Source organism: Clostridium sp. LIBA-8841, from assembly GCF_057782475.1.
In genome coordinates, this window is the sequence record NZ_CM173488.1 from 2825023 (window position 1) to 2849028 (window position 24006).

A 24006-nucleotide genomic window follows, 5' to 3' on the forward strand; every position below is an offset into this window, starting at 1 on the left:
ATAAAAGTACAACTATTTTACAAGTATTTCTACAACTTCTTTTGCTTTTTCTAAAGCTTTAGCTATATTTTCTGGATTTTTTCCACCAGCTTGAGCCATGTCAGGTCTTCCACCTCCACCGCCGCCTACAACTGATGCAACTTCTTTAATAACTTTTCCACAATGAACTCCATTAGCTAATGAGTTCTTAGTTGCCATAGCTACTAGGTTTACTTTTCCATCATTATCACTTGCTAGAACAACTATTCCATTATTTAATTTATTTCTAACCTTATCAGCTAAATCTCTTAATGAGTTTCCATCAACATCTTTAAGCTCTGCTGTAACTAATTCAACTCCGTTTATCTCAACTTTGTTATTTAATATGTCATCTTCAGCACCTTGAACTAATTTAGCTTTAAGTTCTGCTATTTCTTTATCTTTTTCTTTTAATTCATGAGTTTGAGCTGCTATTTTCTTAGTAATGTCTTTTTCATTACACTTAAGCATTGAAGCAGCCTCTTTAAGCATGTTGTTCTTAAGTTCCATGAATTTTAAAGCACTTATTCCAGTAACAGCCTCTATTCTTCTTATACCAGCTGCAACTCCTGATTCTGAAACTATCTTAAATAATCCAATTTCTCCTGAGTTAGCTACGTGAGTTCCTCCACATAATTCTTTTGAGAAATCTCCAACGGCAACAACTCTTACCTTTTCAGCATATTTTTCATCAAAAAGACAAGTTGCTCCACTATTTCTAGCTTCATCTAATGACATTTCTTTTGTATCAACTACAGCTACAGTCATTATTTTCTCATTTACTAATAATTCAACTTTTTCTAATTCTTCCTCAGTTAAAGCTGCAAAGTGAGTAAAGTCAAATCTTAATCTTTCTTCATCAACATATGAACCTGATTGGTTTACATGATCTCCTAAAACTTCTCTTAAAGCTTCATGTAACATGTGAGTAGCAGTATGGTTTTTACATATATTAGATCTTCTTGAAGCATCTACTGATAATTTAACCTCTTGACCTTCTTTTATACTTCCTTCTACTACTTTAATGTAGTGAACAAATTTTCCACCAACATTCTTCTTACAATCAGTAACTATTGCCATTCCTGTTTCTGAAGTTAAGTTACCTTTATCTCCAATTTGACCTCCCATTTCAGCGTAGAATGGAGTTTTCTCTGTTAATAAGAATCCTTCTTCCCCTTCTGAAAGTTCAGCCTTGAATTCTTCGTTGCTTCCTAAAACTATAACTTTTGAATTAAGTTCTAAGTTAACATATCCATCAAACTCAGTAACTACTGAAGCATCAATCTTGTTTATTGGACTTTCTTCACTTCCCATGTAGCTACTTTCGCCTCTAGCATTTCTAGCTCTTTCTCTTTGCTCTTTCATTTCTTTATTAAAGTTTTCTATATCTAACTCTAATCCTTTTTCTTCTAAAATCTCTTGAGTAAGTTCTAGTGGGAATCCAAATGTATCATATAATTTGAAAGCTTTAGCTCCTGATAAAACTTTCTCATTCTTTTCTTCCATTTCTGAAATATAGCTCATAAGTATATCCATACCTGAATCTATTGTTTCATTAAATCTTTCTTCTTCTAATTTGATTATCTTCTTAATATAATCAGCTTTTTCTTTTAATTCTGGATAAGCTTCTCCATAGTTTTCAACTACTGCATCAACCATTTCATTTAAGAATATTCCCTTAACTCCTAAAAGTCTACCATGTCTAGCAGCTCTTCTAAGAAGTCTTCTTAAAACATATCCTCTTCCTTCGTTTGAAGGTTGAACTCCATCACAGATTAAGAAAGTAACACTCTTACCATGGTCTGTTATTATTCTTAATGATACATCAGTGTTTTTATCTTCTCCATATTTAGCATTTGTTAATTCGCATGCTTTATTTAATATGTTTTTAACTGTATCTATTTCAAAGATGTTATCAACACCTTGCATTATTGTAGCTATTCTCTCAAGACCCATTCCTGTATCTATGTTCTTTTGAGCTAACTCGTTATAGTTTCCTTCTTCATCTTTATCAAATTGAGTGAAAACTAAGTTCCAGAACTCAACTATTCTATCAGCATCAGAAGCTTCTAAGAATTCTTCAACAGTCTCAACTTTTCCTTCTCCTCTATCGAAGTGAATTTCTGTACATGGACCACATGGACCTACTCCGATTTCCCAGAAGTTATCATCTTTTCCTAATCTGAATATTCTGCTTGGATCTACATCTGTTTTACTAGTCCAAATGTCATAAGCTTCATCATCATTTAAGTATATTGTTACATATAACTTATCTTTAGGAATTCCTAAAGTTTCTGTTATGAACTCCCAAGCCCAAGGAATTATTTCTCCTTTAAAGTAATCTCCAAATGAGAAGTTTCCTAACATTTCAAAGAATGTACCATGTCTTGAAGTTTTTCCAACATTCTCTATATCACCAGTTCTTATACACTTTTGGCAAGTTGTTATTCTCTTTCTTGGTGGTTGCTCTAAGCCTGTGAAGTAAGGCTTTAAAGGTGCCATACCAGCGTTTATTAATAATAAACTCTTATCGTTTTTAGGTACTAGTGGAAATGATTGTAATCTTAAATGATCTTTGCTTTCAAAAAAGCTTAAGTATTTTTCTCTTAATTCATTTGCTCCCATGAATTTCATAATTCTTTACCTCCAAATTTTATGTATTTATCCTTTTGCTTCAATCTTTAATCTCTCTGTTCTTTAAAACAGATTAAAAATTCACTTAGCTCTTAGATAAGTTTTTTATTTTATTATTAGTTTTACACACAAAAAAAGAACATAAAAACAAACACCCCTAAAACTCAAGGGACGAAAGCCTATGCTCCGCGGTACCACCCTAATTATGTAAAACTACATCACTCTAAAAAATATAGCTCAAAGATAGCTTCAACACCTCTTTTAAGAAGTTCTCACCAACCACTTCCTCTCTGGATAAAAGATAAATGCCTACTCATTCTCGTCAACGCTTTTCATTTAGTTATTATAGGCAAATTATAAGAAAAATTTCTTCACATGTCAATATAATTGCCAATTGTATGTGTATCTATTTCATTAAAATTCCTTTATATTATATGGTAAACTTAGATATTTCACATAAATACTAAACTTTCCTTTTTGCTATGTTTCATGTAAAGGTTGATTTGTATAAAAACATATGATAATCCTAATCACTGAAAATCTTAGCTTCATTTTAAACCTTAAAGGAACATATAATAATCCCAATCTTCATATATTACCTTAATTATAACTGCTATAGGGACTATAAATACCATCCCCATAAGGCCTCCTATTTGCTCTCCAATTAAAAGCAATATTATGATTAATATTGGATGCATATCTATACTCTCTGCCGTAATTTTAGGTGCTATTAAGTTTCCTTCTATTTGTTGAATTATTAAGAAGGTTACTATGACCCATAGAACTTTACTTGGTCCTTCCACTAAGGCCACAATAATGGCTGGAATTGCTCCTAAAATAGCTCCAAAGTAAGGTACTATATTTAATAAGGCATTTAAAAATGCCAATAGTAATGGAAACTTTAAACCTAATATAAGCATCCCTATAAAAGTCATAACTCCAACTAGCAAACTTAAAAGTAATTGTCCTAAAATATATTTACCTAAAACCCTATCTATATCCCTTCCAAGATTTTTTAATAGGGATCTTTTGTTCATAGGGAAAAAATATAAAAATTTATTAGAAATCAAATCTCCATAAGCTAAAAAATAATAAGCTAAAACTGGTATTACAGCAAAAGCTAAAATATTTTCAGAGAACCCAATTAAATTATTTATAGTATTATTAGCAAAGTTAGCTATAAATATATTGAGTTTTTCTGTAGCTTGAGCCTCAACAACGTTAAAAACTCCTGAATCCATAAACTTCATCTTCATTGCTAAGTCATTTATAAAAGTTTCAATGCTATTTATAAGTCCATCAAAGCTTTCTCCTTCTTTAAACATACTTGGAATTAGAGCCATGAAAAAGAACAGCATTAAGAGAATTATTCCTACTACCACAACCATAGCTAAAAAGCTCTTATTAAATTTTGTTTTTTCATACAGTAACCTATATAAGGGTTTTAGAATATATGCAAAAACTCCTGATGCTATTATTATAATAATAGTATTTCTAAAAGCTTCAAATCTATAAAAAAGAAATATAAATAAAGCTGCTATCAATATAATTATTATATTTCTAGTTAATTTTCTTTTATTTTTTAAAGCCTCAAACATTCTAATTCCTTCTTTCACTTAATATCAAAAATAGCATAAGATAAAGAATAATCCTTTCTCTTCTATAAAGATTGAATAATTATTTAATCTTTATAAGATTTAGCTGGAAGCATTCTCATATTTATATTCTTGTTACCAAAAAACAAAATATTCTCTTCTCCCAAAATAGTCTCTTTTAGTTGAACTACTCTTTTTCCATTCTTAAACTTATCAAAGATTCCTCCAACCACAATTAGTCCTCTTATATAAAAATCATAGTCTATTAAAATATCCTCTAATATACCAAGCATATGTCCATCCTTATTTATAAGATCAAAATCTTTTATTTCACTAAATTTTAATCCTTTATGTATGTGAACTCCCTCAACCATAATAGTCTCACTTAAAGAAATGACATTAGTTAAATCCACATAATCTCTCTTTGAAAATAATTTTTTTGTTACTATGAATCCCATAACTTTTCCATTGAAATAATCCATAGCAAGATCACATACCACTCCAACCTTTTTTCCATTAGAATCAAAAACCTTAAGGCCAATTAAATCTCTTACTCTATACATCCTAAAAGTCCTCCCTTCCTAATTCAAGCAAAGTCATTAGTAATAATATTTAGTATTATCTATATCTTTCCAAAAAATACACAGTTTAAAGGTTATTTTAGAATTATTTCCATAAAATATAGCTAATATAAAAAAGATGATTAAATATTATACATTAAAATATTTAATCATCTTTTTCATTATATCTACTATATTATAATTTTCTTTTTCTTTTTTAAGTTCAAGTATTTTATAATATTCTTTTAATGTTTCTTCATTTGAACCTAAGTTTATCATATAATTATCACTTTTAGTTTTGATGTATATACTCTCATTATTTAAATTTTCAACAAAGCACTTGCTTACTCCAAAATTCTCAAGACTTTCCTCACCAAAAATTTTATCTCCAAAATTTCCTCCTCCCTTATTCCACTGTATATTTAAGGGACCATCTACGACTTTCATTGATTTTATATCATTTAAATTAATCTTGGCATCTCCCCATCCACTAATTCTAATTTCATTTTTTGATAAATTTATTATAAAAGGATTTTTAATCATATTTGAAAAATAAAAGTATAAACCAGCAGCAATACCCATTACTACTATGAAAATCATTAAAATAATTATTGCAAAAAATTTTTTATGTTCTTCTAAAGCCAAGGCTTTATAAATCATAAAATTTCCTTCTTTCTTTATATTTATATAAATTAATAATATTACTTACAATTCTATAATTAAACTGAACTTAATTATTAATTTGCTATTTTAAACCCAAATTTGTTTATAAATTACAAAATAAAGAACTATTAGTTATGTATTAAACATAAAACCAATAGCCTCAATGTTAAAAATCTTAAAAATTCGTTATATTTTAATTCTATTATGAATTTTCATTTTCATCTCTATAAGATATCCAAGTCCTTGAAGTAAAGTAATTGGATTATAAACTCTTTTATATTCTTTAAATCCAATTTTTTCGTATAAATTTTTAGCATTAATATTTTTGGATAAAACCTCTATATAGCATTCTTCAAAAATTCTTTCATCATTACAGACAAAATTAATAAGCGCTGTAGCTATTCCCTTACCTCGGTATTTTTTATCAGTTACTAAGTAATCAATGTATAAATCACTGTCTCCCTTTACTGCTGGCTTTTCCATAATTGATTTCATCTGCTTATATACTATTGTTCCTTTTCCATTTCCCAAAAGCTTTTTAAAAACTTCCTTATTAAGAGAAACTGCTCTTTTTTCATTTGTTCCACTGCCTAATAATCCTACAACTTTATCTTTCTCAAGTGTAATATAAATCATAGAGAAATCTAATGAATAAAAAAATAATTCATTTAACACCTCTCTATCTTTAGTAAAAGAAAACATCTTATGAAATCCTTCTGCGAATAAACCTGTAGCTTCTCTTTTATACTCTTCATCTAATTCTGATAACTTTACTATACTAAAATTTTTCATTTACTCTTTCTTTCCCCCATATCACTAATTATCTTTAGAAAACATTTTTTAAAATCCAAATTCTCAAAAATCAAAGTAATATTAATTATAATATCTTTTTTGTAAATAATATACATAAAAGCAAATAAAATAAAGCACTATAAAATACACCTACCTAAGGGTAATTATGATTGGCGAGATAATTAAAACTTTTTATTTTATGTTTTAAGAAGTTTTGTGATAGTAGTAAAAATAATATTTATATGGATCCCTAGTATATTCTCTAAAAACTCCTAAAAAGCTAAAATAAAAAAAGCCCCCTTGCGGGAGCTTTTTATTAAAGTAGGCTTTCGATTATTCCTCCACCTACAACTAAATCATCTTTGTAGAAAACAACAGATTGACCTTTAGTTATGGCTCTTTGTTTATCTTCAAAAGAAACCTTAATTCTTCCATTTTCCATAGGACTTATAGTAGCCTTAGCTGGTCTAGCTGAATATCTAATCTTAGCTTCAACTTCCATTGGCTCTTCAAGTTTATCTATAGATATTAAGTTTATATCCTTACAAACTAAATCAGTTTTAAAGATATCTTCTTCTGGTCCAACTACAACTGTGTTAGTTACAGGGTTTATATCTGTAACGAATACTGGTCTTCCAAGAGCTAATCCTAAGCCTTTTCTTTGACCTATTGTGTAGTAAACTATTCCTTTATGTTTTCCTAAAACATTTCCTTGCTTATCAACAAAGTTTCCTGGTCTAACTTTGTTTGGAGCAGCTTCACATATGTATCTTCCATGATTGTTATCTGGAATAAAGCATATTTCTTCACTGTCCTTTTTATTATGAACATCTAGACCAATTTCTTTAGCTATTTCTCTAATTCTATCCTTTGTAAACTCTCCACAAGGCATTAAAGTATGCTCTAACTGTTCTTGAGTTAAGTTATATAAAGCATATGTTTGATCTTTTCTGTCATCCTTTGATCTTATGAGCTGGACTCTTCCATCTCTCTCCTCGATTTTAGCATAGTGACCTGTAGCAACATAGTCTGCACCTATACCTTTAGCTTTTTGTAAAAGCTCATCGAATTTAAGATATTTATTACATGCAATACATGGATTTGGAGTTCTTCCTTGTATGTACTCATCTACAAAATAATCTATTACGTTTCTTTTAAAACTATCTCTAAAGTTTAAAACGTAAAAAGGAATATCTAATTTTTGAGCAACTCTTCTTGCATCATCAACGGCTGAAAGAGAACAACATCCGCCTTCTCTCTCTTCATATTCCTTATCCTCTTGCCATATTTGCATTGTAACACCAATTACATCATATCCCTGTTCCTTTAAAAGGTAAGCAGCAACGGAGCTATCAACTCCGCCACTCATACCTATAACAACCTTTTTCTTTGTCACAAAATCACCACTTTAATTATTATTCTTAGCCGTGAACATGCTCATGTATGTCATGTGAATGTTCTTTCATATCCCAAGGCTCTAAACCTTGACTTTTTCTATAGTCGTTTATAGCTTTGTGTATAGCTTCTTCTGCTAATACTGAGCAGTGCATTTTTACTGGTGGAAGACCATCTAAAGCTTCAGCAACAGCTTTATTTGATAATTCCCAAGCTTCTTCTACAGTTTTTCCTTTTATAAGCTCTGTAGCCATACTTGATGAAGCTATAGCAGATCCACATCCATAAGTTTCGAATTTAACATCTTCTATGATGTTATTTTCTATTTTAAGATATATTCTCATTATATCTCCACATTTAGCGTTACCAACTTCTCCGATTCCGTTAGCGTCTTTTATTTCTCCTACATTTCTTGGGTTTTTGAAATGATCCATAACTTTTTCACTATATATCATGATTAATTCTCTCCTTCTACTTCTCTTAAATGATTTTTCCATAATGGTGACATACTTCTTAATCTTGCGATTATTGGTGGTACTTTTTCTAATACGTAATCTACGTCTTCTTGAGTTGTACCTTCACCTAAACTTAATCTTAATGATCCATGTGCTATTTCATGAGGAAGTCCTATTGCTAATAACACGTGTGATGGATCTAATGATCCTGATGTACAAGCACTTCCGCTTGAACCACATATTCCTTCAAAGTCTAATGAAAGAAGTATTCCTTCACCTTCTATAAACTCAAAGCATACATTTACGTTACCTGGTAATCTCTTGCTACCATCTTTTGGTCCGTTTAATCTTGTAAATGGTACTTCTAATAATCCTTTTATTAATTCATCTCTTAACTTAGAAACCTTAGCTATATGTTCTTCTAGGTTATCTCCTGCTATTTCCATAGCTTTTCCTAATCCAACTATTGCAGGGATGTTCTCAGTTCCAGCTCTTCTAGCTCTCTCTTGACCACCACCATGGATTAAGTTATCTATTCTTATACCTTTTCTGATATATAAAGCTCCAATTCCTTTTGGTCCATAGACTTTATGTCCAGCTAATGAAAGTAAGTCAATGTTCATATCTTTAACATCAATCTTAACATTTCCTACAGCTTGAACTGCATCTGTATGGAATATTACTTTTCTTTCTCTACAGATTTTACCTATTTCCTTAACTGGTTCTATAGTTCCTATTTCATTATTTGCAAACATTATAGAAACTAAGATAGTTTTATCAGTAATAGCATTTTTTAATTCTTCTAAATCAACAAATCCTTCTTCATTTACATCTAAGTAAGTTACTTCGAATCCTTGCTTTTCTAACCATTGGCAAGTGTGTAGTACAGCATGATGCTCTATTTTTGAAGTTATTATATGATTTCCTTTATTCTTATGAGCAAAAGCTATTCCTTTTATTGCCCAGTTATCTGCTTCTGATCCGCCACCAGTAAAGTAGATTTCATTTGTATCTGCATTTAAAACTTTAGCTACTCTTTCTCTAGCAGTATCTACAGCCATTCTTGATTCTCTTGAAACTCCATAAAATGCTGATGGATTTCCAAATTTATTTGTGAAGTATGGTAACATTTCCTCTAATACTTCAGGTTTAACATATGTAGTTGCTGAGTAGTCCATATAAACAACTCTATTATTCATTTTCTTCACTCCTACTAACAATTTTTAAAGCTTCATTTTTTTCTTTCATAGCCTTGTAATCTTCTACTATATCTTTAAGAGTTACTGAATTAGTAACCTCATCTATACTTGTTTTTATCTTTTTCCATAAAAGTCTAGTTGCGCAACAATCAACATTATTACAAACTACATCCTCTAAACATTCAGATATTTCTATTGGTCCTTCTAAAACCTCCATAATATCTGCTACTGTTATTTCTTCAGGTAGTCTATTTAAAACATATCCTCCTTGAGCTCCTCTAATACTTTTTATAAGCTTAGCTTTTCTTAGAGAACTAAATAATTGCTCTAGATAATATTCAGATATATTTTGTCTTTGTGATATTGATTTTATTGACACAGGTGACCCACCATAATTTATAGCTAAATCAACCATGGCTTTCACACCATATCTTCCTTTGGTAGATAATTTCATTTAATCACCTCTAAATCTGACTAATTCGATGTACTTTATGTGATTATAATATCAAAGCCGAGTAAATTTGTCAACTATAATATTTACATATTCTTTATTTAAAAATATAAATATTTCAAAGAAAATTTGTCTAGTTTATCCATTGTAATCACAGCATAAAGGAGTTTTTATTAAATCACAAAAAGTAAAGCTTTTAAGTCTTCTACATTTACAAAAAAGACTCAAACTCACTGCTTTTTTCTCATGAAAAATCTAAACTCCTCTTAAAATTAGATTTATTTATTCTTAATATTCTTCCAATATGCCTTTATACTTCCCTCGTATTTATTGTCTTTAGGCTTATAATATTCTTTGCCTTTCATATTCTCAGGCATGTACTCTTGTGATACATAACTATTTGGATAATTGTGTGGATATAAATAGCCACCTACCCCTAAGTTGCTTGCTCCACTATAATGAGCATCTTTTAAATGTTTTGGCACATCGCCTGCATTAACTCTCTCTAAATCACTTAAGGCACTATCTATTGCAACGTATGCACTATTTGATTTAGGAAGAGTGGCTAAATAAATTACAAGTTCTGATAATATTATTCTTGCCTCAGGTAATCCTATCTTTAAACAAAGATCTATTCCACTATTTACAACCTGAAGGGCATTAGGATGAGCAAGTCCTATATCTTCAGCTGCAATAACCCCTAATCTTCTGACTATGCTATCCATATTTCCACCTTTAATAAGCCTTGCTAAATAATGAACAGCTGCATCAGGGTCACTTCCTCTTATACTTTTTTGAAGTGCACTTAATAAATTATAATAATCATCTCCAGATGCATCAGATTTTAAATTAGATTGTCCTAATTCTTCTATATAATCCTGAGTTAATACAATATTCTCTTTGTTCTGAGATTTAATGCCTAATTCTAATACTGTGTAAGCTTTCCTAACATCTCCTTGAGCTATTTCTCCAATATATCTTAGGACATTCTCCTCAATAGAAATCTTATAACCTTCCTTTTCTAGCTTACTAACAGCTCTTTCTAAAGCAATTATTATATCCTCTGTACTTACAGGTTCAAAAGCAAATATAGTACTTCTACTTAATATAGCCTTATGAATTGCAAAATATGGATTTTCCGTAGTACTAGCTATTAAGACAACTCTTCCATCTTCTATAAATTCAAGAAGAGCTTGTTGCTGCTTTTTGTTAAAATGCTGAAGCTCATCTATATAAAGTATTATTCCTTTAAAGTTCAATAAGTTATCTATATCTGAAGTAATACTTTGTATTTCTTTTATTGAAGATGTGGTGGCATTTATTTTATAAAATTTTTTATCTGTATAATTTGAAATTATGTTGGCTAAAGTTGTTTTTCCAACTCCAGGGGGACCATAAAAAATACAGTTCATTATATTTTTATTTTTTATAAGCTTATTTAGGGGAGTTCCCTCTCCAATAATATGCCTTTGACCAACCATATCTTCCAAACTTTTAGGTCTCATAACATCTGCTAAAGGTCTCAACTTTGATAACTTACCTCCTTTCTTAACTTCATCTAATAATATCTTTTCATTTACCTAAGATCCTATTTTATTTTTTCTTAGGAGTACAATTTCACTAAGTTCTACTTCATAAGTTCAAGGTACCAAATTGGAAATTTGAACTTTCACTTAAAACATAGCCTAATTTTAATATCTTATGTAAATATATTAACTTGCTAAAACATAATTTTGTTTCTTCCTGTCATTTTAGCATTATAAAGTTTATTATCAACATGTTTTATTATATCAGATATATCCTCTTTTTTTGAAATTTCAAATAGTCCAAAACTAGCTGTTAGTTTTATTTTTATATCACCATAAACGAAGTCTTCATTCTCAACTACTTTTCTAAGTTTTTCTGCTACATTAATTCCCTTTTCTTCATTAGTATTATTTAAAATAATTAAGAATTCTTCGCCTCCATATCTACCAACCCAGTCACTACTAACTCTAATATTTTTTTCTAAAATATTAGCAAAATCTTTTAATATTTTATCTCCAATCAAATGCCCATATGTATCATTTATATTTTTAAACCAGTCTATGTCTGCCATTATTATAGTTGTAGGTATGCCTCTATTTAAATTTTTATCTATTTCTTTTGAAAGCCTATGATTTATGTATCTTCTGTTATAAATTCCAGTCAAATAATCCTTAACAAGATTTTCTCCAATATTACTCATTTTTATATCTAAATATGTAGTTTCTCCACATTTGTCTACTATCTCACCATTTTCTGTTATATCTTTCAAAACTTCAACCACATATCTTTTCCCCTCAACTTCTATTGGAGAAGCTATAACCAAAAATATTTTCCCCACATTGTGCTCTAACTTAACAAAGGTATCATTCTCTAAATATGCCTTTTTAGCTATACAGTTACTACACCTTGAGTTTTTTTTCCATATATCATGACAGTTGACCATAGAAAAATCGCCCTCAAAGAGTAACTTATGATTACAATTTTCATTAATATGATCTGAAATAACTTTCTTTTTTATGGGGTCTACCACTCTAATAGCATCATAAAAATTTTTAAATATAGATAGCCTATCCTTAATATCCAATACAATGTCCAATTAATCGTCCTCCAATACTTTAAATTAAGTATAAAACCTTATTTAAAACAAAAAAACTAAATATGAAGCAAGCTTTTAATAAATACTTGCTCTCCCTAAAAATTACTTTTTCCAATATACACACTATCTATTAGTAATTATACAACAAAAAAGATTCTAATAAAAAATATTAGAATCTTTAATGTGTAGGTATTCTTTTTTATACTCTTCACAGCTTACGAATCAGTCCTTTATCTGGTAATTTTTCCAACATGGTACCATTTCACTGTTTTAAGTGAGTATTGATTTTTAGCTAACCATTCAAATCTAACTATTTATTTTAAAAGTTCTACTTCTTCATCTAAAGATATGATTCCACCTTTTAAAACTTTAGTAAAGACACCATATGCTGGCATTATACATCTTCCTACTTGATAATATATAGCACATTTATCGTGGCATTTTTTCCCAATTTGAGTTACTTCTAAAATAACATCACCAATTTTTATTTTTTGCCCTATAGGAAGTTTATTTAATTCTATTCCATCTACCACTAAGTTTTCTCCAAAAGCTCCGAAATCTACATTTCCTCCATCTGCTCTGAAGTCCTCTATTTTTTCAAAAGCTAATAAACTTACTTGTCTATGCCACTTTCCTGCATGAGCATCTCCTTTAATTCCGAAATCCTCTATGAATTCAGCTTCCTCAACTTGAAATTTAGCTGTTCCTTTCTTTTCACTTATACAAATAGCTCTTACCTTGCTCATGTCTTATCCTCCTATTTCATACATAAATCTTTTATCTTCATCTTTTTCTTTCACTTTAAAATTATGTTTCTCTGGCTTGTCATAAATACTTTTTTCGATTATTTCTCTAAGCTCTTCATCACTTATTCCGGCTCTAATCTTATCCTTTAAGTTAACCCCATATTTCCAATGAAGACATTGCTTCATAAAACCCTCTGGTGTAACTCTTATTCTATTACAATCTTCACAGAAACAGTCACTTATAGCACTTATAAAACCAACTTTTCCTTTAAATCCATTTATATTTATGTATTTAGCTGGCCCATTTCCTCTTAAAGTTTTCCCATTATCTAATACTTCTTTTTCTTTTTTTATGATTTCTAAAACTTCTTTATTAGTAACTCCCTTAAACTTTTTACCTTCTCCAATAGGCATAAGTTCTATAAACCTAATATCTATAGGATCTTTTTCTGCTAGGTTTACTAAATCTAAAATCTCATCTTTATTAAAATCCTCTAATATAACAGTGTTTATCTTAACTTTAACATTATTTTCTAGGCATTTCTTTATTGAATATAGTACCTTATGTAAAGTTCCTACTCTTGTTATTTCATTAAATCTATTCTCTTTTAATGTATCTAAACTTATATTTACTCTTGTTAATCCATTTTCACTTAATTCTTTTACATTATCACCTAATAAAATCCCATTAGTAGTTAGGCAAATCTCTTCAATACCTGGCACTTTATTAATATTTTTAATTAAATCTACAATTCCTTCTCTCACAAGAGGTTCTCCCCCTGTAAGTCTTACCTTCTTTATTCCAAGAGCTGCACATTCCTTAACAATCCTTAGGACCTCATCTAAAGTCATAAGCTTATTATTTTCGATGAAATTATTATGTTTCTCATCCATACAATAAGCACATCTTAAATTGCATTTATCAGTTAGAGAAATCCTTAAATAATCAATTTCTCTTCCATACCTATCCCTCACTTTTTCACCTACTTTTTCTACATAATAAACTTGATTTTCTAAAAATCAATATTTTCCTAAAACAAAGCCTCTTTCTTAAATAATTACTTTCCAAAAGAGCAATGTGGGAAAGTGCATACTGGACAGTTTAGGCAAAGTCCTCCATGTCCATACTCTGCAATATCCCTTAAAGTTAATTTTTCATCTGCTAAAACTCTTGGAAGAACTAAATCTAAAGCTGTTCTTTTTGCATACATAGCACAGCTTGGAATTCCTATAATAGGAACATCATTATAATATGCTAAAAGAAGCATTGCACCTGGTAGTACCGGTGAACCATATGTTACTAATTCTCCACCACATTCCTTTATAGCTGTTGGAGTTACATCATCAGGATCAACTGACATTCCACCTGTACAAAGTATAAGTTCAGCACCTTCATCTAATGCTTTTTTTATTTCCTCAATAATTCTCTCCTTATGGTCTGGAAGAATAACTTGTCTTTCCATTTCTATATTAAACTCTTTAAGTTTATCCTTAAGAACAGGACCAAAGGCATCCTTTATTCTTCCACTATAAACTTCATTCCCTGTAGTTATGGCAAAAGTCTTTTTCTTTTTTATATCCTTAACTTCTATAAGCTTATCTTTTATTAAATTTTCTGCTTCAATTATTTTCTTTTCATCTATAACAAGAGGAATTACTCTTGTAGCTCCTACCTTATCTCCTTTTTTAACTGGAAAGTTTCCATGTATTGTAGAAACTATTATTTCCCCTAACATATTTAACTCTAATAATTTTTCTTTATCTATTTTTAAAAGCCCATCTTTATTAGCTATAAACTCTATTTTACCTTCCTTTATTTCTCCAAAACTTAATCCTTCTCCACAAACTAAGTCTTTTAATCTTTCAGCAGCCTCATTTTCATGAAGCATTCCTTCTTCTTTCTCCCATACGTAAATATGTTCTTTACCTATAGATAAAAGTTTTTCTATATCTTCTTCTCTTATTACATGTCCCTTTTTAAAGGCTCTTCCTTTAAATTTACCTGGTATTATTTGAGTTACATCATGAGATAATATTGTTCCAACTGCATCTTCAACTCTTATTTGTTTCATAATTCTCTGTTATCCCCTATTATTTAAATCTCTTAGTAGCAAATATCTATTTAAATAGTTTGGATAACAATCCACCTCCCCTTAATGTTCTTTATATAATAATAAATCTTTTACTCTTCTCTATTTTCTATTAATTTTTCATACTCTTCAACGGTATTTATATTATAAAAATTCTTTTCTTTCTTGTCATTTATTTCTCTTAATGAAGAAAAATCATCAATTATTTTAGTATTAAAATTTAAGCAAGTTTTTATTAGCTTATTATTATTTCTTAAAAGTTCTCTCTCCATAAGTTCTTTACAAGTTTTTTTGTATATAGCACAAAGTGGTTGGAGTTTCCCTTCCACCTTAGGAATTAAAACCTCATAGTCATCATTTATACTTCCTAAATAATTAACTACATTTTTATTTATAAAAGGCATGTCACAGGCAACAACCAAACAATAATCTGTTTTTATATAGTTTAAGGCTGAATGAATTCCACTTAATGGTCCCTGAGAAGGATATATATCCTTAATAACCTTAAGCCCTAAGCCTTTATAATCCTCCGGGCTGTTAGATATTATGATTATTTCTTCATAATCACTTAAAGCATTAATTATTCTCTCTATAAAATAATTATTTTCATACTCTAAAAAAGCTTTATTTTTATAATTCATCCTACTACTTTTTCCGCCTGCTAAAATAGCAGCAGTCTTTCTTATCACCTTTAACACACCTCCTTAAATTATCACTTTCTAGTTCCGCTTTAAGCTAATATTGATTTTTAGATAGAACTGTAAGACCATCTTAATGAGCAGTCAGGTCTGAAGGGCTAGCTAAAAAGCAACATTCACCTAAAACAAAACATAAACTATAATTTTATTATGTTTACTGTTTCTCCAGCATTTAATCCTTCATTTCCAGCCTCAATTTCTATTAGGCAATTAGCATTTAAAAGGGAACTTAAAATTCCATTTCCACTCTTAACCTGAGTTATGTAAACCTTACCTCCACTTTCATTATAAACTATATTTCCTCTTAAAAACCTTCTTTGTGGACTTTTCTTATTAAAAGAATCCATTAAAACTCCCTTTTCTCTTTTAATACATACAGATTCTTCTTCTCCTTCTAATTTCTTAAGAACTGGTTTTCCTAATAGTTCAAAGGTTGTTAAGGCTGCATTTGGATTTCCTGAAAGGCTTATTAAAAGCTTATCTCCTCTTTTACTACAAACAACAGCAGAACCTGGTTTTATTTTTATCTTCCAAAATAATTTTTCAAAACCTAAATTCTCAGCGACATCTTGCATAAGGTCCTTATCTCCAACTGAGGCACCTCCAGTGGTGAAAACCACATCAGCTTCCTGAAAAGCTTCTTCTATTGCCTTTCCTATGTCTTGAATATCATCTCCAACATGCTCCATTAATAAAACATCATATCCTAGTTCTTCTATTCTTCCACTTAAACTATATAAATTGCTGTCATATATTTTTCCAGCTTTTAAAAGGCAATGTATATCACACACTTCATCACCAGTACTTACTATAGAAACTTTTGGCTTTCTATATACATGAACATTAGTTATTCCTGAACTTGCCATTATACCCAAATCAGCATAATCAAGCCTTTTTCCTTTATCAATTAAAAGCTCTCCTTCTCTTATATCCTCTCCCATAAAGGAGATATTTTCACATACCTTCATCTCTTTAAATATTTTAACTAGATTCCCATTTCTATACGTTTCTTCTTGTTTTAAAACACAATCTGCTCCCATAGGAATTGGAGCTCCCGTCATAATTCTAGCGGCTTCACCTTTTCTAATTTCTCTTTTAGGCCACATTCCCGCAAATATCTCATCTACTATTCTAAGTTCTATAGGATTTTCTCTTGATGCTCCCTTAGAATCTTCTGATTTAAAAGCATACCCATCAAAAACTGATTTATTAAAGGGAGGATTATTAATCTTCGATTTAACATCACTATATAAAACTCTCTTTAAAGAATTCTTTATACTAACAACCTCACTTTTTAAAGCCTTAGTATGCTTATTTAATGTTTCAAGAGCTTCTTCTAAAGCTATAAATTTTTCCAAAATATCACCATCCCTTTAAAAATAAAAATGCTTATTATCTTTGTTATAGTAACAAGAATAATAAGCATTAAATAGTCTTCTTTAGACTATAATATTAAAACTTTAGAAAACATAATAACAAATAAAATTTTCAAAATTAAGTGGTCTTTGTTTATTAATTAAAGAATTAAAATGTTATTTTAGTTTTATTAGCAAGGTTTATTTGTAATCATTCTTTAATCATAAACAGTTAAATCCTTCACCAAATAATATAATTATTAATACAGTGAATTTTTAAGCTCCTTACTTTGCAAATTTTATGCACGCTTTTTAGTTTCAAAGTTTTGCTTATTCTCCTTCCCAAAGTACGTGGAGGCAAAGTTTTTTCAAACCCTACCCTGTGGATTACTAAAACTAAATTTTATAATAAAACAAAATTATTATAATTATTTTTCTTATATGTAAGTGAAATCAAATTACTTAATAAACATATAAAGCTCTAATATTTTAGTAATCCAGGCTTAGAAATCATAGGTATTTTCCCTTAGACTTATAAGCTTGGAGAATTAAGTTAGGTTTTAATATGATATTTCTACCTAACTTAATTTAATATTTTATATATAAGATATGTCTTTTAATACCTCTATTTTAATCAAAATCTTCAGTTACAAGATTTGCAATTTCTTCATAGTCATTTAAATTAACAACTTTAACTCCATCTAATGATAATGGAACATCACTAGCAACTCCTATAAGTTTTTCCTTTGGAGTTATTATCTCAGTGCTAATCCCTTGTCTATATACTTCAAGCTTTTTATAATGACTATTTTTATAACCTTCTATTATTATAAAGTCAAAATCTTCAACTTGCCTTATAAGCTCTTCTAAAGGAATTTCTTCCTCTAATTCTCTTATTAAAGCCATTCTTTTCTTAGAGGAAATTATAACTGCCTCCGCTCCTGCTTTTCTATGACGCCAAGTATCTTTTCCTTCTTTATCTATATCAAATCCATGGACATCATGTTTTATGGTAGCGACACTCTTTCCTCTTTTTTTAAGTTCTTTTATAAGCCCTTCTATTAAAACAGTTTTTCCTGTATTAGAGCAACTTGCAACCACATTAATAATTTTAGCCAAAGCTCTAACCTCCTCCTAACAAAGCTTATATAAAAGATTATATAAACCATATTTACTTAATAGAATTATAGCTCTTTTTTTCTGTTTTAAGCTATTGTTGATTTTTAGATAGAACTGTAAGACCATCTTAATGAGTAACTAGTATTGCATTATTCTGGAGTAGATGATAGCAATACTTTGCGATATTAAGCTAGGTCTGAAAGTCTAGCTAAAAATCAACCCATGCTAAAACAGAGCTCTACTTTTAGCCACTAGTAAGTGTATTCTAAGTTTTCTTTTATGTTGAAGAAGTCTGCATAATCAACTTCAAATAATGGCTTTTTAACTCTTGAAACATTTATCTTTTCTTTTATAAGTTGAGTTAAAACTCCAGCGTAAGATAAATCTCCTTGAATTATTGCTCCATATATCTTTCCATCTTTATGAATTATCTTCTTATAGTTTTCTCCATCAATCTCTATTTCTTCTACATAAGAATCATCTGGAGAATTTACATTTCCTAAAGACATTGTTGTAAGACCTAGGAAGTTCATTGTATTTTTGCTACCAAAGAAATCTTCCATGAATATCTCATTTCCAGTCATATTATTAGCAGCTATTATACCTTCTTTTACTGCTGTTGGCCATATTGGATTTCTTCCTGTAATATCTCCTGCACCATAAACGTCTCTTGTGTTAGTTTCACCTTTTTCGTTTATTATTAAACCAAACTTATCAGTTTCAACTCCACTATCCTTTAAGAAGGCTACATTTGATCTTACTCCAGTAGCAACTATTATAAGTTCACAAGGAATTTCTTCTCCTGTATTTATAAGTAATGCTTTTGGATTATTGTTTTCATCAACAATAACTTTTTCCGCTCTAACACCAAGTTTTAAGCTTACTCCTGCCTTTTCAAATCTCTCTTCATACTTTGAAGAAGCATATTTATCAAGTTGTATAGGAAGAACTCTATCACCCATTTCAACTAAAGTAACATTTAGTCCTTTTCCTACAAGGCCAGCAATAGCATCTATTCCTACAAGCCCTGCTCCTAAAACAACTACATTTTTAACCTTTTCTGCCTCTTCTTTTATTTTGATAGCATCATCTAAATTTCTTAATCCAACTACATTATTAGCTCCTCTTAAATTCTCTATAGGAGGAATAAATGCTGAAGCTCCTGTAGCTAATAATACTTTATCAAATTTAACTTCTTCTCCATTTGAAAGAGTTAAAATATGTGCCATCGGGTCTATTGAAGTAACCTCAAGACCTTTTTTCCATTCTATATTATATTTTTCAAAAAAGTTTTTGTCTGTGAAATCTAAAGCTTCAACATCTCTATGTCCGCTTATATAATGATGTAATATACATCTTGAATATACATTTTCATCTTTTGATATTAATATTATTTCCGCATCCTTATCTATTTCTCTAAGAGTTTTTGCTCCACTTATTCCAGCGGCTGATGCACCTACAACAACATATCTCATATTATTCTTCTACCTCCTCTAAAGTTATTGCTCCCATTGGACATTTTGCAACGCATTGAGGAGTTCCTTCTGGTGTATTTGCACACATATCACATTTCATTATATATTTATTCATTTCATGCTCAGCTTTTAAAACACCATAAGGGCATGCCATTACACACATAAAGCAACTTGCACATCTTGACTTATCATAAGTTACAAAACCAGTCTCATTATCTTTTTTCATTGCTCCACTCATACAAGTATAAACACATTCTGGTCTATCACAGTGTCTACAGAAAATAGGAGTATATTTACCTTCACTTGTTATAGCTATTCTACTTCTTGTGTCCTCTGAATCATGTGCAACTATACAAGCAGTTGTACATGTTAAACATCCTACACATTTATCTCTATCTATTTTTATTCTTTTCACAGTAAATCCCTCCTACTTTCTAACCTTTTCTATATTAACTTGAACTGTCTTATATGAAGGCTCCTTTGAATAAGGATCAAATATAGATGGTGTTAATGCATTTGTTTCTATGTAATGTATTGGTGCATATAACTCTTTTTCCTTAACATTATCAGTTAATCTAGCAGTGAATTTAGATGTAACTCCATTTGATGAATGAACTAACACCTCATCATTTTGCTTTATGCCAAGCTTTTCTCCATCTTTTCTGTTTATATCTATATAAGCCACTTCTGGAACTATGTTAGTTACAGCCTGGATTTCTCTTGTTCTAGTTTGAGTATGCCATTGTCCTACTGTTCCTCTTCCTGTATTGAAGTTAAATGGGAACTCTTCATTTGTAGCAGTTGGATTTTCAGCTACATCTTCAAATACAAATTTAGCTCTTCCACTTGGAGTATAGTATTTTCCGTCTTCAAAAAGTCTTCTCTCATCTGACTTTAATTCTTCTCCTTCTCTACAAGGCCATTGAAGTCCCTTAGAACCTCTTAATCTTTCATAAGATACTCCTGTAATATCACAAGGCATTCCTTTACTACATTCTCTTAGAAGCTTGAAAGCATCCTCTGGAGTTCTCCATTTATCTAAAAGGCTACCCATTCCTAAAGCTTCTCCAATTCCTAAGAATATTTCATAGTCGCTTAGTTCTCCTTCTTCCTTTTCTAAAACAGGAACTAAGGCAGAAAGTCTACGCTCAGTGTTTATTAAGACGCCTTCCTTCTTAATTGCAGGAACTGAAGGTAGGTATAAATCACATTCACTTGAACTGTCTGTATCTTCATATATATCTTGAACAACAAAGAAATCTAAGTTTTCCATAGCCTTTTTAAATGTTTCATTATTAGTCCATGAATGTCTTGGGTTAGTACAAACTACCCATAGTCCTTTAATTTCACCCTTGTTTATTCCATCTATAATTGCAGGATAAGGAAGAGTTGGTTTTGTTGGAAGCATTTCTTCATCTATATCTAAAATGTCAGCAACAGCTTTTCTTCTTTCCTTATTATCATATTCTCCACCACCATAAAGACCAGTTGTATTACTAAATGCTCTTGATCCCATAGCATTACATTGACCTGTTAGAGAGTTAGCACCTGTACCTTCTCTTCCAATGTTTCCTGTCATTAAAGCTAAGTTTATTATGGCTTGGGCTGTTCTAACAGCTTCATAACTTTGGTTAACACCCATTGTCCACCAGAATGAAACTCTCTTTCCTTCGTGGATTATTTTTGCAAGTTCTAAAACTCTCATTTTAGAGATTCCAGTTTTCTCTTCAACATCTTCTAAAGTATATTTTTTAACATGTTCTTTGAAATCTTCAAAACCTTCAGTATGGTTATTTATATACTCTTCATCTATCCATCCTTTTTCTATAAGCACGTTTGCTAAAGTATAGAAAAGAGCTAAATCACCCTTAGTTTTTATGTCAATCCACATATCTGAGTTCATAGCTGTTTCAGATTTTCTTGGATCTATGGTAATTATTTTAGCATCCTTATTTTTTCTAACTCTTCCCCAAGCTATTGGATGAGCTATAACTGGGTTTGCTCCAATAAAAAATATAGTATCTGAAAGCTCTAAATCATTTAATGTATATGGCGGTGCATCAAAACCAAAACTTTGCTTATGAGCAACAACTGCTGTAGCCATACAAAGTCTAGTGTTACCATCACCGTTAATTCCCATATAAGTTCTTCCTACATGCCCTAAAAGAGCCATTTCTTCTGTTGGTAATTGTCCTGTGCTTATGTAAGCTACGCTCTCTTTACCATACTTTTCTTGAATGGCTGTCATCTTTTCAGCAAATAGATTAAATGCTTCATTCCACTCTATTGCCTTTCTTTCTCCATTTTCCATTTTAACTAAAGGCTTTTTAGACCCTTTAAATTTAGTGCATTGTTTATCTAAATTAAGTCCTTTTATACAAGAAAACCCCTTATTAACTGGATAATGAGGTGTAGGAACCACTTTTTTGATCTTACCATCTTCTGTGTAAAAATCTATATTACATGCAAGTGCACAATAGTTACATGTAGATTGTACTCTTTTCATACATTTTCCTCCGTTCATAAACATAACCAAACATTGTTAATTTTTTATCATACTTAATTGGATTATATCATTATGTTTCCTAAAATAATATGATAATTATCACGCTTTTTGTGTATATTATGAGAAAACAATGCTTGCACCTGTTTTTATTTTATCAAATACAGTATTTTAAATATCCTAACAGTAATAAATGTAAGGGATAAAATATATAAAATGTCCATTTAGTATTTTTACTTACCCCTAATTTTCCATTATATTGAGCTAGTAAAGGAATTGTAAGTAATAATCCTAACTGATAAAGTTCCCACCACCAAAGACTATTATTAATATTAACAAAACTTATGATTGGGCTACACAGCATACCAATTGAAACTATTAAAAAACCTATAATTTGGTTTTTAAACTCTCCATGATTTGCCCCAAAAACTAAAGTCCATAAAACTCCAGTATATCCCCAATCCCCTCCTATTGAAAATATACATATGATAAATATAAAAATTAATTTTAAGCATATATTGATTTTTTTATTATTCCAAATATTAAGAGCAATTAGTCCTAAAAGAAGAGTAAATATAACACTAGTGGGAAATTGTATTTGTATTCTTATACCATCATTAAAAGAAATGGGTGGCACCCCCGTTGCAAAAAAGAAAAAAGCATAATGAGCTATTATTGTAAAAATTGAAAGCCTCAATATATACCTTCTTATATTACTAGTTTTATAATATCCCTCTGCTATAAAATAACACATAATAGGCATTGTAATTCTTCCTATTCCATACATTAATTGCCCCATAAAACTTTCTTTAGGAACAAATACCACTGCAGTATGGTTAAGTACCATAGCCAAAATAGCTATAAACTTTAAATTATTAGCACTTAACCCTTTAGATATATATCTCTCATTTACATACTCCATAATTACCTCCGCATACCTTTTGTATTTTTATACAATTATAACTATATTTTCTAAATAAAAAACGAAGATAATTCTAAAGACTTTCTAAAGTTTTTTTAAATTTAGTATCTGTTTTAAACAATTATATACTATTGTGATATAGTTGTTTATTAAACTAACATAATGAATAATCTAACATTATGACGAACTAAAGTCCAGCAAGGATTGTTGCTGAACTTTTTATTCTAAAATACAATACATATAGATTATGTTATAGGTCTTATTTTTAAATAGTTTTTATAAATTTACTCTTGATAATCATATAGTTATTTAGAAACGCAATTTATATATAGTTAGCTAAAAATTTCAATATTTATAATTAAGCTAAACTTTAAATTCTACTGCATCAAGTTGAAATTGAAGCCCCTCTTATCCTACATAATGAGAGCTTTCTGTTTGTATTGATTTTCGTGCTGGATACTCGCCGTTAAATCTTTCCTTGATTGCTTTTTCCATCACATGTATATTCCAAATATCTCTAAATAAGCAATCAATCTTTACCACAGATTCTAAAGTTAAGCCGATTGCTTCCAGTCGTTCATTTAACTGGTCTAAGACACCATTAATTTGATTTTCAATTGGTTGATCAATGTTACCCACACAATAACTTATGAAAACAAAATCGCCAGCTTCAATAATTCCAAAGTTCGTCCACTCCTCATTTACATCACTTC

Annotated in this window: 22 protein-coding genes, 1 riboswitch and 1 other annotated feature; all 22 genes read right to left on the reverse strand. The window is 29.9% G+C overall.

The genetic code is table 11. The features are described 5' to 3' along the window. Positions 1-12: 12 nt before the first annotated feature. A complete protein-coding gene (gene alaS, locus AC2A4K_RS12300; protein WP_322502782.1) occupies positions 13-2652 on the reverse strand; it encodes an alanine--tRNA ligase in 2640 nt (879 codons plus the stop codon). A gap of 164 nt (positions 2653-2816) precedes the next feature. Further along, positions 2817-2987, reverse strand: a binding site (T-box leader). A 225-nt stretch (positions 2988-3212) separates the two neighbouring features. Then, on the reverse strand, positions 3213-4250 hold the full coding sequence (locus AC2A4K_RS12305) for an AI-2E family transporter (protein WP_322502783.1): 1038 nt from the start codon (positions 4248-4250) through the stop codon (positions 3213-3215). Positions 4251-4333: 83 nt separating this feature from the next. Next, complete coding sequence (locus tag AC2A4K_RS12310; RefSeq protein ID WP_322502784.1) at positions 4334-4810, reverse strand: PRC-barrel domain-containing protein; 477 nt, start codon at positions 4808-4810, stop codon at positions 4334-4336. Positions 4811-4957: 147 nt separating this feature from the next. Continuing rightward, positions 4958-5467 (reverse strand): PH domain-containing protein, encoded by a 510-nt coding sequence (locus AC2A4K_RS12315; protein ID WP_322502785.1) that lies wholly within the window; start codon positions 5465-5467, stop codon positions 4958-4960. A 189-nt stretch (positions 5468-5656) separates the two neighbouring features. Next, positions 5657-6262: a GNAT family N-acetyltransferase gene (locus AC2A4K_RS12320; RefSeq protein ID WP_322502786.1), complete on the reverse strand. Its 606-nt coding sequence runs from the start codon at positions 6260-6262 to the stop codon at positions 5657-5659. A gap of 316 nt (positions 6263-6578) precedes the next feature. Then, positions 6579-7658 (reverse strand): tRNA 2-thiouridine(34) synthase MnmA, encoded by a 1080-nt coding sequence (mnmA, locus tag AC2A4K_RS12325; RefSeq protein WP_322502787.1) that lies wholly within the window; start codon positions 7656-7658, stop codon positions 6579-6581. 25 nt (positions 7659-7683) lie between these two features. Beyond that, a complete protein-coding gene (nifU, locus tag AC2A4K_RS12330; protein ID WP_322502788.1) occupies positions 7684-8112 on the reverse strand; it encodes a Fe-S cluster assembly scaffold protein NifU in 429 nt (142 codons plus the stop codon). A 2-nt stretch (positions 8113-8114) separates the two neighbouring features. Continuing rightward, the gene (gene nifS, locus AC2A4K_RS12335; protein ID WP_322502789.1) at positions 8115-9311 is read right to left on the reverse strand and encodes a cysteine desulfurase NifS; all 1197 of its coding nucleotides are present in this window, start codon (positions 9309-9311) and stop codon (positions 8115-8117) included. After that, on the reverse strand, positions 9304-9765 hold the full coding sequence (locus AC2A4K_RS12340) for an RrF2 family transcriptional regulator (RefSeq protein ID WP_322502790.1): 462 nt from the start codon (positions 9763-9765) through the stop codon (positions 9304-9306). The genes nifS and AC2A4K_RS12340 overlap by 8 nt, the downstream gene beginning before the upstream one ends. Before the next feature lie 275 nt (positions 9766-10040). Continuing rightward, on the reverse strand, positions 10041-11288 hold the full coding sequence (locus AC2A4K_RS12345; protein ID WP_322502791.1) for a replication-associated recombination protein A: 1248 nt from the start codon (positions 11286-11288) through the stop codon (positions 10041-10043). Between the two features lie 194 nt (positions 11289-11482). Next, a complete protein-coding gene (locus tag AC2A4K_RS12350; RefSeq protein ID WP_322502792.1) occupies positions 11483-12385 on the reverse strand; it encodes a GGDEF domain-containing protein in 903 nt (300 codons plus the stop codon). A gap of 314 nt (positions 12386-12699) precedes the next feature. Further along, positions 12700-13131: an MOSC domain-containing protein gene (locus tag AC2A4K_RS12355; protein WP_322502793.1), complete on the reverse strand. Its 432-nt coding sequence runs from the start codon at positions 13129-13131 to the stop codon at positions 12700-12702. Between the two features lie 3 nt (positions 13132-13134). After that, a complete protein-coding gene (moaA, locus tag AC2A4K_RS12360; RefSeq protein WP_322502794.1) occupies positions 13135-14106 on the reverse strand; it encodes a GTP 3',8-cyclase MoaA in 972 nt (323 codons plus the stop codon). An 83-nt stretch (positions 14107-14189) separates the two neighbouring features. Then, positions 14190-15203 carry a molybdopterin-binding protein gene (locus AC2A4K_RS12365; RefSeq protein WP_322502795.1) on the reverse strand — a complete coding sequence of 338 codons (1014 nt, stop codon included), beginning with the start codon at positions 15201-15203 and terminating at the stop codon, positions 14190-14192. A gap of 110 nt (positions 15204-15313) precedes the next feature. Further along, positions 15314-15910, reverse strand: coding sequence for a molybdenum cofactor guanylyltransferase (locus tag AC2A4K_RS12370; protein ID WP_322502796.1), 597 nt, complete (start codon positions 15908-15910; stop codon positions 15314-15316). Positions 15911-16056: 146 nt separating this feature from the next. After that, entirely contained in the window at positions 16057-17277 is a 1221-nt protein-coding gene (locus AC2A4K_RS12375) for a molybdopterin molybdotransferase MoeA (RefSeq protein ID WP_322502797.1), read from the reverse strand. A 316-nt stretch (positions 17278-17593) separates the two neighbouring features. Further along, positions 17594-17832, reverse strand: a riboswitch (molybdenum cofactor riboswitch). Positions 17833-17904: 72 nt separating this feature from the next. After that, the gene (gene mobB / locus AC2A4K_RS12380) at positions 17905-18393 is read right to left on the reverse strand and encodes a molybdopterin-guanine dinucleotide biosynthesis protein B (protein ID WP_322502798.1); all 489 of its coding nucleotides are present in this window, start codon (positions 18391-18393) and stop codon (positions 17905-17907) included. A 251-nt stretch (positions 18394-18644) separates the two neighbouring features. After that, positions 18645-19868: an NAD(P)/FAD-dependent oxidoreductase gene (locus AC2A4K_RS12385; protein ID WP_322502799.1), complete on the reverse strand. Its 1224-nt coding sequence runs from the start codon at positions 19866-19868 to the stop codon at positions 18645-18647. A gap of 1 nt (position 19869) precedes the next feature. Continuing rightward, the gene (locus AC2A4K_RS12390) at positions 19870-20283 is read right to left on the reverse strand and encodes a 4Fe-4S dicluster domain-containing protein (RefSeq protein ID WP_322502800.1); all 414 of its coding nucleotides are present in this window, start codon (positions 20281-20283) and stop codon (positions 19870-19872) included. Positions 20284-20295: 12 nt separating this feature from the next. Further along, on the reverse strand, positions 20296-22374 hold the full coding sequence (locus AC2A4K_RS12395) for a molybdopterin-dependent oxidoreductase (RefSeq protein ID WP_322502801.1): 2079 nt from the start codon (positions 22372-22374) through the stop codon (positions 20296-20298). A gap of 154 nt (positions 22375-22528) precedes the next feature. After that, entirely contained in the window at positions 22529-23293 is a 765-nt protein-coding gene (locus AC2A4K_RS12400) for a TraX family protein (protein ID WP_322502802.1), read from the reverse strand. Positions 23294-23701: 408 nt separating this feature from the next. Continuing rightward, complete coding sequence (locus AC2A4K_RS12405) at positions 23702-23971, reverse strand: RidA family protein (protein ID WP_322503252.1); 270 nt, start codon at positions 23969-23971, stop codon at positions 23702-23704. Between the last annotated feature and the right edge of the window lie 35 nt (positions 23972-24006).